This window comes from Thermomonospora umbrina (assembly GCF_003386555.1).
Classification (GTDB): Bacteria; Actinomycetota; Actinomycetes; order Streptosporangiales; family Streptosporangiaceae; genus Thermomonospora; species Thermomonospora umbrina.
Window position 1 is genome coordinate 6,711,788 of record NZ_QTTT01000001.1, and the last position, 12,872, is coordinate 6,724,659.

A 12,872-nucleotide genomic window follows, 5' to 3' on the forward strand; every position below is an offset into this window, starting at 1 on the left:
ATCGTCGGCAGCCGGGCCGCCATGATGCCACCATGCCGGCCCGCAACGAGGATGCCGCCCCTGACGACGAGCGGACGGCACGCCGAGCCTGGATGATCGGCGGCTGACGGTGGCCCCTCTCGACATCACCCGACTCTTGGGCGAATCCTGATCAGAGCGCCAAGCGTCATATCGAACGGAATGAGGTTTCTGTCTGGTATCAACCTGGCTCGGGCTCTGGAGAACCTCAACGTCGCTGCCTCGCCACCACCGCTCGTCCTCCGTGTCAGCAGACCCGGCGGCCCGATGGTGAGCCGAGGTCATTCACGGCTCATTCACGCCCAACACGGCCGTTCACGGGAACGGTCACCCGGCAGCAGACGACCAGCCTTCACCGACGTCGTTCGCGCCAACGCTCACCGCCCGGCGAGTGCAGCACCGGTTGATCGAGCAGACGCTCGCGGACCCGATGGGGCTCGGCCGTTCCTGCGTCTCCCACATCGAGGCCGGCCGCCACAGCGCCCGCGCCGTCCCGCCCGCAAGGCCGACCAGGACCTCAACGCCGGTGGCGAACTGCGGCGGGCATGGCACACCGACACCGCCGCCGCCCCGCCGGCGGTCGACGCCGCAGGGAACACTCGGCATGGTCGTCGAGGCCGACCTCGCAGCGCTTCCCGATGAGCACCTACAACAGCCGAGGCCACACTCCCGTCATTACGATCACATATCGTGCTCGAGCAACGTGGCTGACGCACGACAAGGTCCCCGAGTCGAAATCTCTCCCGGGGTCGGGGGCCTTGTCGCGGCGGCGACCCTCAGAAGAGGGTGTTCACTACCAACATCAGCACGGTCATAGCGCCGGTGAAGGCGGCACCCCCGTACGCGATCGCCCCGGGCCAGGTCTTGCCGTCACTCCTGCCGAGCCAGGCCGCTATGAACGAAAACGACGGCGGCGACAGGAATGACGATCAGAGTGGCCGTGACGATCGCGGGGATGGTACTGCTTTCCACTGTGGGCTCCTGGGCTTGTCGATCCCCAGGCTGCTGCGGTGGAGGGACTTCAATCCAAACCGAACACCAGCCTAGGGGATGCGATCCGCGCAGTCTCCTGGCCAAGGGGACCGTCGCGGAACGGACAGGGTGTATCCGCACATGCGAGTCCTTTAGATGATTTATTTGGTGACATCTTGCACGCTGGATGGTTTTTGTCTTTTTGGCACAAGAATATCTATTTATACGTCGTTTTGTCTGTTTCTGTAAGCCCGGGTTCTCGCGAGACGGTTCGAGAATAAGACGGCTCCGAGGCGCGGGGGACCATTGGGGCATGAGACAGTTATCCCACTACTGGATCGCTCCAAGGTCTCTCAGAGAAAGTTTGATCTGGTAAGCGACCCGGCCACCGACACCTACCGTCACCACGAGGTCCTCGGGCCTGGAACAGATCACGGGTTGCAGGTGGTTCGAGGGGCCAAACTTCTGTCGTCCGTCGCTATGCGCTGCGGTGTTTGGCCCAGCCCGCCGCCGCAGAGGCGAGTCGCGGGTGGGGTGCGGCGTCCCCGATGCTCTCCCACATCGCCGCTTGGGCCTCGGCGAAGGCGGTGAGCGACCGCCCGGGAGCGCGTGTAAACGCTACCACCATGCCCGCCTGGGCCTCGGCCTGAGCGGGGGTGTGCTCGCCGGCCCTGTCACCATCCGAGCCGGCCGGGGCCGCACCTTAGCGCCTTCGTCCGTTTTGTGTTGCGGTGGGCATTGTGGCTGGAGCGCTCCCCATCAGGGTGATGGTCTACACGGGCGTTCTCTGTATAGAGCTGAAGGCGTCGAAGGGACCTCCCCCAGAACGGACCGCATACCCGTATCTCGCCAGCCGTCGCGGCAACACTTTTCGCAACATGAGCGGGATCGGCAAACATTATACCGAGCTTCATGGTGACGAATTTCGCCACCGAGGCTGCATAATGGTCCATCATTGCCGCGACCGTCGAGTCGACGGTGTGACGCCGCCTGCCTCAGGGCGAGTCGCGGCCAGGCGTGCGACTCGGCTCGGTCGAGGCGGGAATGTCATGCTCTCATCGGGCCGGACGTGGAGCGGGATTTTTCAGGCGGCAGTTTCGAATTCATCGATTGAGCACCCATTTCGACCTTATGTGGTTGCTCTCTGTTCCAAAATGAGGTGATCGGTGTGAAGATCTGGATCACTGGCGCCATCGAGGTGAGAGCAGATGATGGCTCGCCGGTCGCTTTGCAGCCGCTGATGCAGAGTCTTATGGCAACCCTCATCGTCATGGACCGGGCCGTGCCGGCCGATCGACTGAAGCAACTATTGTGGGATGACGCAGGAGTCAGGGATCGATCCGGATCTCTGGCGAACGCGATAAGCAGACTTCGAGGGGTTCTCGGAGACGACAGAGTGCAATCGACGGCGGCCGGCTACCAGTTGAAGCTGAGCAAGGACGACTACGTCGACCTGTGGGTGTTCCGCGCCCTGCTCCAGCGTGCCCAGTGGGCTCGCAGGAAGCAGGATTCCGCGGTGGAGGCATCCCTGTACGAGGCCGCGCTGAGCAAGTGGGGTGATCCACCACTTTCCGGCCTGCCCGACACCATCGAAATGCGCTCCATCGTCGACAGCCTCATGGCCCTGTACAGAGACACCTACGAAGCGTACGTCGAAGTTCGCCTGGCGCTCGGGCAGCACCGAGAACTGGCGCGAGAGATACCCGTCGTGCTGGCCAACGACCCGTTGAACGAGCACCTTGTGGGGCTGCTCATGCGGGCGCTCTACCTCTCCGGCAGGAAGGCGCAGGCACTGGAGGCCTTCACCGCCATCACCGACCGGCTGCAGGATGAGGTGGGAAGCGGGCCAGGCCGCTCCTTGCAGGTCATCTACGAACAGGTGCGTAGGAACGACCCTGTGCTCACGTGGCAGCCGCCGCCTCCTGTGGCGGCCGACGCCCGGGTCCTGGCCAGCGGCGGGGACCCTACCGTCCCCGCTCACAGCGGAATGATGGACTACCTGCTCGGGGGAGACTTCAACACCGCCGCCGACCGCGCCGCCGTGGAAAAGATCCGCGCCGTGGCCCCCGACATAGGTGAGGTCGTGGCAGAAAACCTGGCGTTCTACTCCAGGGCGCTGCGCACTGTGTTCAAGGCGGGAATCGAGCAGGTCGTCGAACTGGGCATTGGAATGCCCTGCGGGGACGCAGCACACCATCTGGCTCGTAGAGTGTCGCCCGGCACGAAAGTTCTTTACGTATCGGGCGACAAGCCGGTCGCCACCCATGCGAAGTCACACCTCACCGGTGAGGCCACTGGCATCTTTTACAATGATATACGCGAACCTCATCGCATACCCGAGCATCCCGAAGCGAGAAGGCTGATCGACTGGGACAGGCCGGTAGCCATCGTGGTACGCGACGTCCTCAACTATCTCCAATGCGAAGACAATCCACAGTACCTCCTCGCCCGGCTGATGAAGTCCGCTTCATCGGGCAGCTATCTGATCGCGTCCAACACAACGAGCGAAAGCATCTCTGATCTCCTATACGAACAACTGGCCCATTCATTCAGTAACGCCGGTCAGAAACTGGTCTTCCGCTCCCAAGCCGAGATGGAGTCGTTGTTCGCAGGCTTGACGCTGTTGGACCCGGGTGTTGTGGGCGTCCACGAGTGGCGACCAGAAAAGCCGACGAAGCCACTACCCATGCAGTTTCTCGGAGGGATGGCGATCAAGCCATGACCTCGAGGTTTTCGACCGTTCGCGCACGAGGCGGCCGACATCGGGGGAGTCGTGCGCGGGCCTCGCTCCCCAGCCTCCAGGCCTCTGTCCCTCCGGCCCGGCGAAGGCGGCCCCCTCATTTTTCACATAGTGAGAAGATTCGCCCGCCTCGCCATCGCATCACGATGCGCCTCCCAGGCCAAGGACACGGGGCCCGCGCCGCCCGTCCACGCTGCCTTTCGAGCATCCACCTGGAGGCGCCTTTCGCGTCTACACCCCCCAGGAGAACGACGTGGCCGTGACCGGCCAGGTGATGCCGCCCGCCGAGCGGCTGCTGGACTGCCGGTGCGCCCTGCTGCCCGAGACGGTCGGCGGGCCGGTGTGCCGGATGCGGCGCGTATCCGGGGCAGCAGGTCCCCGCCGACCACTGCTGTGCGCGCCCCGGCGCAGGGGAGGGGCAGGTGTGGGTGCGGCTGCAGCGGATCTACCCGACCACCAGTCCATGGCCGCAGGAAGCGACCACGCCGCTGCCCTGCTCCGCCGGCGGCGCATGGGCCGCAGAACTGGTGATGGGCGTCTACCGTTGCGTCGCGGCAGTGGATGACAACGGCGACCCGGCCACCTGCGAGCAGGTGTTCAACGACGCTGAGAAGCTCCTGTCCGACGCTGCAGCGATGCGGCAGGCCGCCCTGTGCTGCTTCCCGGCAACCGAGGAGGGCCCGGACGTGCTGGCGGGGGAGTACCGGCCGATCGGTCCGAACGGCGGCTGCGGTGGCGGACAGATGCTGGTGACCGTCCGCTTCACCGAATGCTGCCCCACCCCCTGACCACTGAGCGGTCCGGACACCCGACCTTTCATCTCAGCATGTGGAGACGGCTGTCCTCGCGGAGCCCGGGTGTCTCGGCGACCTCGGCCTCGGTCCTCCACCGCACCCTGGTCTCCGGCTCCTGGACGTCCACCGGCCACTGCCCGACGAACACGTGGTCCTGGTGCACGTGGGCGGCCGGGGTGTGGGAGTCGGGCGAGGCAGGCATCTCCACGATCTTCCACGGGCCCGGCACCGAAAGGTGGGGGAACTCCGCCGGCAGCTCCAGCGCCGGTCCGGGATCAGCCGGATCCGCCAGCCGCCCTCCTCCAAGACCTCGCGGATCGCTGCCTGTCCGAGAGTCTCCGTCTCCTGGTGACCGCCCGGCGGGATCCAGCCCCGGAAACGCTCGTGCCACACCATTCCGGCGTGATCGCGGCCAGGGACCTCGGAACTCGTGACGGAAGAGCGTGGGAGAACGGGCTCGACTCCTGGCGAATCGAACCGTCCACGGTCTGGCCGTGCCGCTGGTCGACGGCACCGCCACCGGCGAGATCCACCGGCCCGGCCGACCCGCGATCCCCGCCCTCCAGCCGCTGCCCCCTGCTACCCGCCACCACCGACGCGACCCAGCTTCCTCCCGGGGAGTGGATGCCCGTCACCATCGGCCCGGGATCCACCCGGATGAAGGTCGCCACATCCAGCGATGGCGTGATCGCCCTGCGACTCCCCGCCGCACCCCCACCCGTCCTGAGCACGACGGACGTTGACGCGCTGCTCGAGCTCACCGCCCAAGCCGCCGACGTGCTGAACCTCCAGCGCATGGACATCGAATGGGCCATGACCTCAGACGGAACATCCATCTGCTTCGGGCACGGCCGCTCACCCGCCCGATCCCACCCGCCCGCACATCGCCCCACAACGGGCGGTGGAGTGGCCTGCCCGCCGCACCCGGCCGCGCTCAGGGCCCCGCGATCGTCTTGACCCCGAGCACCCCGGCGCACCTGATCCGCGGCGCGGTCCTGCTCTGCGCGAACATCGGCTCGGACAGCGGCGGCAACCTCCAGGTCACGGATACGCCGACCGTGGATTTGACGCTCCTGGGGTCGGGCACGAGCGCCGACCCGCACGTCCTGTCGGCCACCGCCAGGATCTCGACCGCCCCGGGCAACCCTCTCACCGAGACACCCGACGGTCTGGCGGTAGCCCGGCAGGCCCTCCCGGCCGGCAGAGATCCGGCGACCCGAGCATGGCTCATGGGCCGGGGAGGCCGAACACGCCGCAGCCCTCGAGGACCCCGACGCACGCGAACTCATCGAACGAGCAGGCGACATGCTCGCCGACGCACGACCGCAACATGAACGGCCGTGGACGCGCTACGACGCCAAGACCTCCCCGGCGCCGCCAGCTAGCCATAACCCGCGCGGGAGCGCCGCAGGCGCACTACCGCGCATTGGAAGTTGGCGCCACGCGCCCGACTGGCCCCCCGGTGGGGGACAGTCGGCATGCGGCAGAAAGGGGTTGTGGGCTGAGCGTCGCTGATTAGGATGATCATCGTCGTGTTGGTGGCGGTCTTGGGAGTCAGGGGTGACTTCGGTCGGTCGGACTGCGTATCCGGGGCTCGCCAGAGAGATGCGGCAGGGGCACTTCAGTCCGATCGTGGCGGCACCTGAAGTCGGGAGCCTGATCTGTGCGGTCGTGGGGGCTTGACGTTCCGTGATTTCGCCGGGGTTGGCCGTCGTGGGTCGGGATGTCGATGTGGTGTGAGCCTCCGCCCTGTGGCCCTGTGGCCCTGTGGCCCTGTGGCCCTGCGGTGTGATCTTGGTGGTTCGCTGCGGGCTGTGGGTGGTGACCGTCGAGCCGTGGCTCGACGGTCACCGGGAGGCTTTGGTTCGGATTTACGGCGTGGTGGGGGTCGGCTCGCAGGCGACCCTCGTGGTGGGGGCGCTCATGATGATGTCCCTGATGCACTGACCGAGGGCGGTCGCCCTGTTGGGCTCAATGCCGGTGTTCACCAGGACGGCGATGGTGATGTTCTGGGTGGGGTGGACCTCCAGGTAGGCCGAGTTCACGGGTTCCTGCCTGCCGGGCTTGGAGGCGATGAGGCGGCCATTGACGGTGTCGACATTCCAGCCGTAGGCGTAGTTGCTGCTGTGGTTGTCCGGCCGGGTCCACATGGCGGTCTGGGATTCCGGGCGGATGATCTGGTCCCGTACCAGCTTGTCGCCGAAGCGGGCCAGGTCGACGACATTGGATTCCATGCCGCCGCCGAGGGTCTTCCAGTCCTCGATGTCGCGGGCGGCCACCTCGTCGTCCCCGTTGTACTGGGTCATGCGGCGGACGCCGGTTCGGCTGAGGTCCGACGGTCGGAGGGTCTCCAGGCCGTGGGGGGTGGTCAGCCTGTCGAGCACCACTTGCCGGATGTTCTCCGTGCCGGGGTCGGCGGCCTCCAGCGCGGCGCCCAGCAGCGTGTAGCCGTGCGTGGAGTAGTGGTAGGTCGGCGGGGTGCACACGAGGCCGTCGTTCCAGAACATGCGGGACGCGTCCAGGGCGGACGCGTACGGCGTGTCATCCCAGGTTTCGCCTTGGTCGTTGATGTAGTTGCGGACGCAGCCGCGGTTGCTCAGCAGTTGGCCGATGGTGTGCGTGTGGTGGCCGGGCATCGTCGGAACGTAAGTGCGCGTGGGGGTGGACAGGTTCACCTGGCCCGCTTCGACCATCTTCATGGTCAGGACGCCGGCGACGGCTTTGCTGGTCGAGGCGAGGTCACCGACGTGACCGCTGTCCATCGGGACGTCGTTGGCTATGTCGGCGTGGCCGAAGCCGCGCTGGTACCTGGCGTCGCCGTTCTCGTAGACGGCGACGCTGACGCCGGGGACCTGTTCGAGTTCCTTTTGGATCCGCTCGTTCAAGCGCACCCTGTAGGCCCAGTGGTGGCGAGCGCTGTCCTGCCGCCAGACGCCCGCGTAGCGGGTTCCGGCCGCTGTCTCGTACCTGTCGAACGCGACGATGCGGAAGCCCTCATCGACCATCCGGTTCCAGGTCTCGCTGAACCGCTTGCTCGTCATGTCGCGGAACATGTACGAGCCCCGGCCGTTGCGGTTCGCCACCCAGATCCCGGCATACCGCTGGCCGTTCGTCGCAGTCGGGGTGGAGTTCAGGCCGAGCATCCGGAAGGCCGCGTACTCGGTGAACCTGGCCGACACGTCCGCCGACGACATGTCGGGCTCGAGGTGCCAGGTCAGGTTCTCGGTGTTCTCGACCCAGACCGCCGACCAGCGCACACCCGCCGAGGTCATGTACTGGTCGATGTCGATGGGCAGATGTGCCGCCCGCTTCGCCGCGGTGAACGCGTCGAGCGCCGGCCGATCCATGTCCCTTCTGGCCTCCCAGTTCAGCCCCTCGCGGTTCTCGACCCAGACCCCCGCGTACCGGCGCTGCCCGCCGACCAGGTAACTCTCCTGGTCGACCATCCGCAGGTTCGCCGCCTGCGCACTCGCCGCCGCGGCGGCGAACGCCATGTCGTCCAGGTCGCGTTCGAGCTTCCACGTGCGGCCGTCGATGTTCTCCTGCCACACCGAGCCGACCCGGTAGACCGTCCCATTGGACTCGATGTCGAGATCGACCACCATCAGGTTCTGTTCGGTCCGCCGGTCGAACAGCCTTCCAGGCCCGTTCCAAAGGCCGAAGTCACCGCTCAGCTCGTCACGGTAGAGGGCCGCCCTCACACTGTTCGGGTCGAAGACCGCTGACGGCACGCCCGGTACCGCCTGCGCCGGCACGACCCCCAACGACAGGCCGACGGCCAGTCCGATGGCCGACGCGACGACCCTGCGAGGTCTCCACGACTTGGACGAACGTCTCATGGACCGCTCCTCGATCGCGCGAGGGACGTGATCTCCCTCGTCCCGACCACGGTGCGATCAAGAACTGCTCACCCTCCAGACCGTTCCCTGCTCACTTCCTGCTCACCACCCCCGCCGGCTGGCCGACACCCGCTGAATCTGGGCCGTGTCCGGAGAACCGATCGCGCGGCGGTCGATGCGGGCTACCCCCTCCGGGACGTCGTGCGGCCACGGGTGGTCGCCGCTGAGCTTCCAGGTGCCGAGCTTCTCCCGGGGCGCTTGGCGGTGCCCGTCGTAGGGGCCGCCCACCATCTCCACCACCACGTCGTAGGCCATGATCATCAGCCCGGCATCCGGGCCCGGACCAAAGCCCGAGATCACATCAATGCCCACGAACTGCTGGATCTGCTGCCGCCGGCTGCGGCCGTGCCCTTCGACCGGGGGCGGCCGGCGGCGGGAGTTCAGCAGCGCGTCGTGGCCGGCCACCGGGGGCGCCGCCCGGTGTCGGGCAGCAGGTCCTCCAGGACCTCGCGCAGCCGGGCGCGGCCGTCGTCGCGTTCGGGTGCGGGTGGGTTGTGCTCGGCGCCGGCGATGAGGCGGATCGTGGGACGTCTACTGACGTCGGGTGGGTCGTCGTCGCGCGCCTGGCCCGGATGGACGGGGCCGGGCAGGGTCCGCGCCTGCTCCGCTTGGCCCCTTGGGGGAGGTTCCCCTTCGCCGCCGTCTACCGGGACCGGAGGGGGTATGCCGCCGCCGGCTCTGTACGGGTTGCGACTTCGTTTCCGGGTGTCTGTTCCGGCCGGAGACTTCCACTGCCCGTCGCGCTGAGCTGGGCGAGGAAGAGTAGGCCCGAACAGCTCCGCCCGAGCCTGTTCAGCTTCACTCTTCCTCTTCGGTGTGCAACGCCCACGGCGATGCCTAGGGCCGCCCACTCGCCCCACGCTCGATGTCCGTTCCGGCTGAAGGCTGCAGGGCCCGACGCCCCGACGCTGCGGATTGAAGAGTAGGTCCGAACAGCGCCGGTGGTCTTGTTCAGACCTACATTGCACTCTCGGTGCGCGCGGCTGCGACACCGGCGCATCGAGCGCCTGACGCCGATCAGACGTCCTGTCCCTGTGGGTGACCCTGGAGGGTGTCGATCCAGCCGTCGTGGTGGACGACGATGACGCGGCCTGTCGATGGGGACACGACGGTGGTGTCGCCGTCGATGAGTGGCTCGCCGATCAGGTCGTGGTAGGTCATGGCGAAGTCGGTGAACTGATCGCCGTCGATGAAGAAGGGGCCCGCCCCCGTGGCCAGGCTGGCGCTGGTGATGATGATCAGGAGGCCGTTCACGCGGCTCAGGCAGTACTCCACGAACTCGATCGTCACGTCGCTGGGGTTGCGGTCGTCGATGGGGAAGCTCTGCCAGCGGTCCATCGCCAGGCCGGGGATCTGGTCCGGGGAGAAGCCGGTCGCACCGGGGACGATGCGGGCCAGCACGGCGGTCGCGAGCGTCCAGTTCGGGTGGTGATGTCGTATGACGCCTAATCCTCGCGGATCGACGGTCGCCTCACTTCAGGGTTCAACCGAACCCTGAAGAGTTGGCCCGGAACCTGAAGGGTTCGCGCGGACGGGACAGCCGTCCCCGCAACCGCAATGTAGACGCGGACGCCGCAGGGTCAACCGCAATGTAGGTCCGGACGCCGCAGGGTTCACCCGGACGGGACACTCGACCAGGCGGTTGGCAAGGTAAGTCCGAACGTGACACCCGCACCGGAAGAGTTGGTCCGGAACCGGAAAGGTTCGCCCGCACGGGACACCGGGTGTGGTCCGGCGGTCACCGAGCGTGGAGCGGGAGTCGGTAGCAAGATGTAGGTAGAGCAACTCTAAGTCGGTCACCGCAGGTCACCGGGGTCGCCAGCCGTTGCGGGCCTGGGCGGCGTCCCAGTCGCCGATCCGCCGGACCCAGCGGTGGCGTGAGCTCCACCGGTCGATCAGCGCGGGTCTCTTACCGAGCCCGGGATGCGGGGCGGACGGGCCCGGATTCGCGACTTTCGCAATGCTCACGTGCCCGCGCGGGGGATGTGTGGGCCGATCTTCATCGGGGCATGCGGGGGCATGAGCAAGAGCGGGGTGCGCCGATGGGAAGGAGTCGTCGGGGCGGATCCAGCACGTGAAGGTTGTCGGGAGCTTCGACCTGGTGCAGACCTTCCTACGCGAGAAGCTCTTCGACCGTCTCGATCTCTGGGTGAACGATCGTGCTCGGTGTCGGAGAGAAGGTCTTCGACGGCGGCGGAGTCTCCACCGATTTCACGCTCCTTGAGCTCCCGGTGTCCACTGCGACGCACCGTCTACCTGCGCTACGGCCTCGCCGGCGGCGCATCCGAGACGGGCGGACCGCCGGCTGAGGCCGCCGCGCCGACCTTTCGGGTGTGGGCCGCCAGGCTTGGTCAGATGCCGATCTTGTCGATCTTGTTGTTCCAACTGCCGCCACCGTCGTGCGGCTCATGCGAGAGGTCTCTGTACGCCTCACTCGGATCGACGTACAGGACCCTGTCCCTCACGGGATAGGTGCGTGAATCGAACGTGACCACGGTGACGTTCGTGCGGTTCCAGATGCTGCTGATCCGGTCCCGCCATCCGATGTCGCCCAGGTTGTACACGCCGGTGCCTCGGAACGATCTGGCCGCGCCTGAGTATTCCGGCCATTCCCAGACGCACAACCATCCGTTGACGCAGTCGGACAGGGTGCGCACGACGTGCACCGATGCCGATGAAGGCGAGGAGCCCTCGCCGTGGCGCGAGGGTTCGGTGGCCGTTGGTGTTGGCCGAGGTGGTGGCTCCGGTTGGCGGGGAGGTGGAACGCCTCTGACCGAGAACACGAATAGGCCGGGTCCCACCATTCTTTCGTGGTGGTGACCCGGCCGTCGGTCTCACGGAGCCTTCGGAGGATGTGGTGCGTTACCTGGTCAGGTGTCAGTTGATGTTGACCCAGAAGGGGTCGGCGGACGGGCCCGAGGGAGTTCCTCCGAGGAAGTTCGGCTCGTAGCGCAGGATTCGGTCGTTCACGTAGAACTCGAGCAGCCTGTAGCCGGCCGAGGCGTTGTGCGACTTGTCGACCCATCGCACCGAGAAGTCATGGTCGGGGTCCGCGGCGCCCTCCCAGGTGCTGCCGAAGGGGTACTCGTCGCACTGCTGGTCGGGTGCGGTCGTTGCGGGGAGGCCTGTGGTGGGGGTGTAGTACGGCGCCCACGGGTTGCCCACGGTGGTGTTCTGCCCGCAGGCGGACCTCTTCCAGTTCTCGTTCGACCTGCCGAACTGGCCGTCCCGGTCGACGCGGTGCAGCGGCTCGGCGCGCTCACCGGCGTTCGCGGCCCACTTGCCGGGGATCTTCTTGGGGTGCCACTCCTTGGGGTAGGTGGTGTCCGGGGCGCTCTGCGCGTCGCGGATGTGTCGTGCCACCTGCCCATTGCTGCCGTCGGCGGCGTTGTAGGTCAGGAAGGGCAGGGCGCCGGAGTAGATGCAGGCGTAGGGGTACCTCTTGGTTCCGATGTTGAAGTAGGTGGCCGAGTCGCAGCGGATCCCGATCGGCTGGGTCTGGGTCCGGGGGGCCTTGTACTTGGCATTGCTGGAGTCGAGAGTGAAGAACCAGCCGGTGAAGGACACCTTGTCCGGATTGTTCAGCGACGTCGCGCCCGACTCATGGCCGAAGACGTCCCAGTGGGTCCAGCCGAAGTTCGCCCACTGCTGCCATTCCATCGTGGCGGCGCCCTTGCTGACCGTGCAGGACACCGAGCTCTGGCTGCACTCGACACCGACCGCCAGCGGCATCCGCCGGGGGGCGAAGTAGTCGAACAGCCCCCAGTTGTAGCTGACCGACCCCGGCTTGACGCGCCAGAAGACGCGGGTGGCGCGCTTGTCGTTGTAGCCGATCCCGGCCCCCTGGAAGGTCAGGTAGCTGGTCCCGCGATGCACCGGCTCACCGTCGACGATCTCGGTGAAGTCGGCCCGGTACCTGACCTCCTGGCACCAGTTGAACCTGTTGTAGACCCGGCCCTTGGGGGTCGTGGCCTCCGTGGAGGCCAGGCAGTCGTCGAGCCATGCGCCCGCGGGCGTGGTGGGCATCTCGGCCTGGGAGGATCCGTTGCCGCTGAGCGCACCGGGCATCGCCGATACCGGTGACTCATAGAACGCGCCGCGCTTCTCGGCGTCGGCACGGAGCTGCGCGGCCGCCTTCTGCGGCGCGATCGGCGCGCCCTTGATGACCCCATTGGTCGAGCCCGAGACGACGGTGTAGGGGACCGGGTCCGCGGCCGGTGCGGCGTTCGCGGTGCCGGTGACCCCGGCGGTCACGGCCACGGCGGCCACGAGGGCGGTCACCCTCCTGATGCTGATCAATGCTTCACCCCGCTCTAATAGACATGGTGTTCTGTTTGAGCGGGGAGATGGTAACGATCAACACCACGGCGCCGTCAACGGTGTCCGTTAGCGCTCCGCCGCACGGCCGCCGCGGCCCGCTTGACGCCAGACCCACCGTCACCTGCGGCG

Annotated in this window: 10 protein-coding genes and 1 pseudogene; 2 read left to right on the top strand and 9 right to left on the bottom strand. The window is 67.0% G+C overall.

Going from position 1 to position 12,872, the window contains the following annotated elements; all coding sequences use genetic code 11:
* The first annotated feature begins 2,158 nt into the window (after positions 1-2,158).
* Positions 2,159-3,712 carry an SAM-dependent methyltransferase gene (locus DFJ69_RS30320; RefSeq protein WP_116025749.1) on the top strand — a complete coding sequence of 518 codons (1,554 nt, stop codon included), beginning with the start codon at positions 2,159-2,161 and terminating at the stop codon, positions 3,710-3,712.
* A gap of 440 nt (positions 3,713-4,152) precedes the next feature.
* Complete coding sequence (locus tag DFJ69_RS30325) at positions 4,153-4,518, top strand: hypothetical protein (protein WP_116025750.1); 366 nt, start codon at positions 4,153-4,155, stop codon at positions 4,516-4,518.
* A gap of 28 nt (positions 4,519-4,546) precedes the next feature.
* On the opposite strand, the gene DFJ69_RS35870 is transcribed toward DFJ69_RS30325, so the two are convergent.
* The 9 genes and pseudogenes from DFJ69_RS35870 to DFJ69_RS30365 all read right to left on the bottom strand — a co-directional run bounded on the left by DFJ69_RS35870 (position 4,547) and on the right by DFJ69_RS30365 (position 12,704).
* Positions 4,547-4,726 carry a hypothetical protein gene (locus tag DFJ69_RS35870; protein WP_245974820.1) on the bottom strand — a complete coding sequence of 60 codons (180 nt, stop codon included), beginning with the start codon at positions 4,724-4,726 and terminating at the stop codon, positions 4,547-4,549.
* 68 nt (positions 4,727-4,794) lie between these two features.
* Positions 4,795-4,920, bottom strand: a pseudogene (locus tag DFJ69_RS36275) (NUDIX domain-containing protein); the annotation flags it as partial.
* 538 nt (positions 4,921-5,458) lie between these two features.
* Positions 5,459-5,677, bottom strand: a complete 219-nt coding sequence (locus tag DFJ69_RS30335) for a hypothetical protein (protein WP_147312498.1) — start codon at positions 5,675-5,677, stop codon at positions 5,459-5,461.
* A gap of 718 nt (positions 5,678-6,395) precedes the next feature.
* Positions 6,396-8,363: a serine hydrolase gene (locus DFJ69_RS30340; RefSeq protein WP_116025753.1), complete on the bottom strand. Its 1,968-nt coding sequence runs from the start codon at positions 8,361-8,363 to the stop codon at positions 6,396-6,398.
* A gap of 102 nt (positions 8,364-8,465) precedes the next feature.
* Positions 8,466-8,828, bottom strand: coding sequence for a hypothetical protein (locus DFJ69_RS30345; protein WP_116025754.1), 363 nt, complete (start codon positions 8,826-8,828; stop codon positions 8,466-8,468).
* Between the two features lie 612 nt (positions 8,829-9,440).
* Complete coding sequence (locus tag DFJ69_RS30350) at positions 9,441-9,824, bottom strand: hypothetical protein (RefSeq protein ID WP_116025755.1); 384 nt, start codon at positions 9,822-9,824, stop codon at positions 9,441-9,443.
* Positions 9,825-10,229: 405 nt separating this feature from the next.
* Complete coding sequence (locus DFJ69_RS34630) at positions 10,230-10,391, bottom strand: hypothetical protein (protein ID WP_170177854.1); 162 nt, start codon at positions 10,389-10,391, stop codon at positions 10,230-10,232.
* Positions 10,392-10,774: 383 nt separating this feature from the next.
* On the bottom strand, positions 10,775-11,080 hold the full coding sequence (locus DFJ69_RS30360; RefSeq protein WP_170177855.1) for a peptidase inhibitor family I36 protein: 306 nt from the start codon (positions 11,078-11,080) through the stop codon (positions 10,775-10,777).
* Between the two features lie 220 nt (positions 11,081-11,300).
* A complete protein-coding gene (locus DFJ69_RS30365; RefSeq protein WP_116025757.1) occupies positions 11,301-12,704 on the bottom strand; it encodes a NucA/NucB deoxyribonuclease domain-containing protein in 1,404 nt (467 codons plus the stop codon).
* Positions 12,705-12,872 lie beyond the last annotated feature (168 nt).

What these genes read in the sequence shown, in the direction of transcription:
- DFJ69_RS35870 (WP_245974820.1), bottom strand. Translation starts at nt 4,726, where the DNA reads ATGCCTGCCTCGCCCGACTCCCACACCCCGGCCGCCCACGTGCACCAG.
- DFJ69_RS30340 (WP_116025753.1), bottom strand. Translation starts at nt 8,363, where the DNA reads ATGAGACGTTCGTCCAAGTCGTGGAGACCTCGCAGGGTCGTCGCGTCG.